Source organism: Streptomyces sp. UG1, from assembly GCF_049974585.1.
GTDB lineage: Bacteria > Actinomycetota > Actinomycetes > Streptomycetales > Streptomycetaceae > Streptomyces.
In genome coordinates this window covers 1-3592 of the sequence record NZ_JBNGGG010000113.1, presented here as the reverse complement: position 1 = coordinate 3592, position 3592 = coordinate 1, and the positions used below count along the sequence as shown (strand labels likewise).

Below are 3592 nucleotides of genomic sequence, written 5' to 3'. Positions count from 1 at the left end.
CTAAGCCTTACAGCGCCGATGGTACTGCAGGGGGGACCCTGTGGGAGAGTAGGACGCCGCCGAACAATTTTTGAGGAAAGGCCCACGCCGTATGGCGTGGGCCTTTTCGCGTTTATGCTCGAGCGTATGCGCTATGACCTGGTCATCTTCGACAATGACGGCGTGCTCGTCGACAGCGAGCCCATTTCCAACCGGCATCTGGCCGCGTACCTCACCGAGCTTGGGCACCCGACGTCGTACGAGGACTCCCTTCGGGACTACATGGGCTCGGCGATGCACCGGATTCACGATCTGGTGCTGGAGCGGACGGGGCGGCGGCTTCCCGAGGACTTTGACGATGTCTTCCATGCGCGTGTGTTCGCCGCGTTCGAGCGGGAGTTGAAGGCCGTGGCCGGCGCTGGGGACGTGCTCGAGAAGCTGGCTGCGGACGGGGTGCCGTACTGCGTGGCCTCGTCCGGGAGCCATGAGCGGATTCGGGTGGGGCATCGGGCGGCGGGGCTGGACAGGTGGTTCGATGATGCGCGGATCTTCAGCTCGCAGGATGTGGGGCGGGGGAAGCCCGCGCCGGATCTGTTCCTGTATGCCGCGGAGCGGATGGGGGTTGCGCCGGAGCGGTGTGTTGTCATCGAGGACAGTCCGCTGGGGGTGCGGGCGGCCGTTGCCGCGGGGATGGATGTGTACGGCTTCATCGCCATGACGCCTGCCGAGCGGCTCACGGGGGTCACTCAACTCTTCTCCGACATGGGTGAGTTGGCTGGTCTGCTCGCGTGAGGTAAAACTGAAGGAAATTCATCTTTGGCTGGATCTACCCACCAGTACGCCGGGGCCTTACGCTCGCCGCCATGACTGATGTGCTGCGGCGCGGCAGGGCCTCGCTGGCGTTGAGCTTCTTTGCTCAGGGTGTCGCTTTTGCTCTGCTGGTGACCCGGATTCCGGCCATCCAGGACCGGTACGGCGTCTCCGATGCGCTGCTGCCGGCCTTTCTCGCCGCCGTGCCGGTTCTCGCCGGTGTCGGCAGTGTCGCGACCGAGCGGTTGGTGAAGCGGATAGCGCCGAGCCGGGTGTTGCGCTGGTCCCAGCCCGTGGTGCTCCTGGCGCTGCTCGGGGTCGGGGCGGGGGAGCGGATGGTCGAGCTGGGGGTGGCGCTGGCCGCCTTCGGGCTGGCCGTGGGGGCGTTGGACGCCTCGATGAACATGCTCGGGGTGAGCCTGCAGCGGTCGTACGGGCGCAGCATCATGCTCAGCTTTCATGCCGCGTACAGCCTGGGCGGGATCGTGGGGGCCTCGCTGGCGTGGGTGGGGGCGCACTGGGAGCTGGCGCTGGTCGTGTCGTATCTGCCGGTCGTGGTGGTGTTGCTGCCGGCCGCGCTGGTGGGGAGTCGGTGGTACGTCGACGGGGGCGTCGGGCAGGGTGCGGTGGCGCAGGGGTCGGGTGAGAGTGGGCCCGTCGTCTTCAAGTGGCTGTTGCCGCTGTGTCTGGTGATGACCTTCGCGTACATCGGGGACTCGACCGTCTCCAACTGGAGTGCGAAGTATCTGCAGGACGTGCTGGGGAGTTCCGAGCAGTTGGCCACCGTGCCGTACAACGTGTACATGGTGACCACGCTGCTGGGGCGGGCCATCGGGGACTTCGGGGTGCGGCGGTTCGGGGCCGTCGTGGTGGTGCGGGGCGGGGCGCTGGTGGCGGCGGCCGGGTTCGCGGTGGTGGCGGCGGCACCCGGGGCGTGGGTCGGGATGGCCGGGTTCACGCTGGTCGGGGTGGGGTTGTGTGTGCTGGTGCCGCAGACCTTCGCGGCGGCCGGGCGGCTGTTCCCGGGGGCTTCGGATACGGCCGTGGCGCGACTCAATGTCTTCAACTATGTGGGGTTTTTGATCGGTTCGCCGTTGGTGGGGGCGCTGGGCGATGCGTGGAGCTATCGCGGGGCGATGCTCGTGCCGATGGTGTTGGTGCTGGTGACGCTTGGGTACGCCCGTTCGTTCGCGGCTCAACCGGACCGATACGGTGACGGGCATGAGCGGCCGCGCACAGTTGATGTGGGACGAGGCAGTAACGGGCTATGACTTCGGTCCGGAGCATCCGATGGATCCGGTCCGGCTTGCCCTGACCAGGAAGCTCGTCGATGCCTTCGGGCTCGATCGGGACGTGGAGGTCGTCGCGGCCAAGCCGGCCGGGGAGTCGACGCTGCGGCTCGTCCACCGGGACGACTACATCGAGGCCGTGAAGGCGGCTTCGGTCGAGCCGGGGGCGGCGGATCCGTCGTATGGGCTCGGGACGATGGACGATCCCGCGTTCGCCGGGATGCATGACGTGTCGGCGTTGATCGCCGGGCAGTCGGTGGGGGCAGCGGAGGCCGTGTGGCGCGGGGAGGCGTTGCACGCGGTGAACTTCGCGGGTGGGCTGCACCATGCGATGCCGGGTGGTGCCTCGGGCTTCTGCATCTACAACGACGCCTCGCTCGCCATTGCCCGGTTGCTGGAGCTGGGGGCCGAGCGGGTGGCGTACATCGATGTGGACGTGCATCACGGGGACGGGGTCCAGGCGGCGTTCTGGGAGGATCCGAGGGTGCTGACGATCTCGCTGCACGAGCATCCTCGGACCTTGTTTCCGCAGACCGGGTGGCCGGAGGAGACCGGTGCGCAGAGTGCCGAGGGATCGGCGGTGAATGTGGCGCTGCCCGCGGGTACCGGGGATGCCGGGTGGGTGCGGGCGTTCCATGCCGTGGTGCCGGAGCTGATCGCGGACTTCCGGCCGCAGGTGCTGGTGACGCAGCACGGGGCCGATACGCACTTCGAGGATCCGCTGGCGCATCTGGCCGTGTCGTTGGACGCGCAGCGGGCGGTGCAGGTGGCGTGTCATGACCTGGCGCACGAGTACGCCGACGGGAAGTGGGTTGCGTTGGGGGGTGGCGGTTATGCCGTGGTGGAGGTTGTGCCGCGGTCGTGGACGCATCTGGTGGGGATCGCGGCGGGGCGGCCGATCGAGCCCGAGGCGGTGATTCCGGAGGGGTGGCGGCAGGAGGCTTTCGCGCGGACGCGGCAGTTGGGGCCGGCGCGGATGACTGATGGGCGGTGGCCGGTGTCCTGGGCGGACTGGGAGTCGGGGTACGACCCTGGGGATCGGCTGGATCAGGCGGTGCTGGCGGCTCGGCGGGCGGTGTTTCCGTTGCGGGGGTTGTTGGCGTAGGAGTGGCCTGTTGGGGGGCGGACTTCTCGGCGGGGTGAGTTCGTCGGTGGGGTGATCTGAGGGTGTGTGGTGGCTGAGCGCCTAGGGTTTCGCCCCCGCCGCCCTTACCCGTTCCCATCCCCAGGGGCTCCGCCCCTTCGACCCCGCCAGGGGGCTCCGCCCCCTGGACCCCCGGGTTGGTCCGGCAGGGGCCGCCGGGGGGCCGGGCCGCCGGGACGCTGTGCAGCCAGCAGCCAGCAGCCAGCAGCCAGCAGCCAGCAGCCAGCAGCCGGCATCTGGGCAGTCGGGACGCCGGAACGCTGGGCAGCCGGGCAGCCGGGCAGCCGGGCAGCCGGGCAGTCGGGACGCCGGGCGTCGGGAGGCCGCGCAGTCGGGAGGCCCGGCCAGTCGGGCAGTCGGGACGCCGGGC

Annotated in this window: 3 protein-coding genes and 1 rRNA gene; all 4 read left to right on the top strand. The window is 69.4% G+C overall.

What is annotated here, in order from left to right; genetic code table 11:
- A 5S ribosomal RNA gene (rrf, locus tag ACP4J3_RS50495) occupies nucleotides 1-65 on the top strand; the annotation flags it as partial.
- A gap of 61 nt (nucleotides 66-126) precedes the next feature.
- On the top strand, nucleotides 127-771 hold the full coding sequence (locus ACP4J3_RS50490; RefSeq protein ID WP_426545007.1) for an HAD family hydrolase: 645 nt from the start codon (nucleotides 127-129) through the stop codon (nucleotides 769-771).
- A gap of 71 nt (nucleotides 772-842) precedes the next feature.
- Nucleotides 843-2060, top strand: coding sequence for an MFS transporter (locus ACP4J3_RS50485; protein ID WP_426545006.1), 1218 nt, complete (start codon nucleotides 843-845; stop codon nucleotides 2058-2060).
- Complete coding sequence (locus ACP4J3_RS50480; RefSeq protein WP_426545005.1) at nucleotides 2011-3183, top strand: acetoin utilization protein AcuC; 1173 nt, start codon at nucleotides 2011-2013, stop codon at nucleotides 3181-3183. Before ACP4J3_RS50485 ends, ACP4J3_RS50480 begins: the two co-directional genes overlap by 50 nt.
- Nucleotides 3184-3592 lie beyond the last annotated feature (409 nt).

Excerpts from the sequence above, each read along its gene's own strand:
- ACP4J3_RS50485 (WP_426545006.1), top strand. The coding sequence starts at position 843 with ATGACTGATGTGCTGCGGCGCGGCAGGGCCTCGCTGGCGTTGAGCTTC.
- ACP4J3_RS50480 (WP_426545005.1), top strand. The coding sequence starts at position 2,011 with ATGAGCGGCCGCGCACAGTTGATGTGGGACGAGGCAGTAACGGGCTAT.
- ACP4J3_RS50490 (WP_426545007.1), top strand. The coding sequence starts at position 127 with ATGCGCTATGACCTGGTCATCTTCGACAATGACGGCGTGCTCGTCGAC.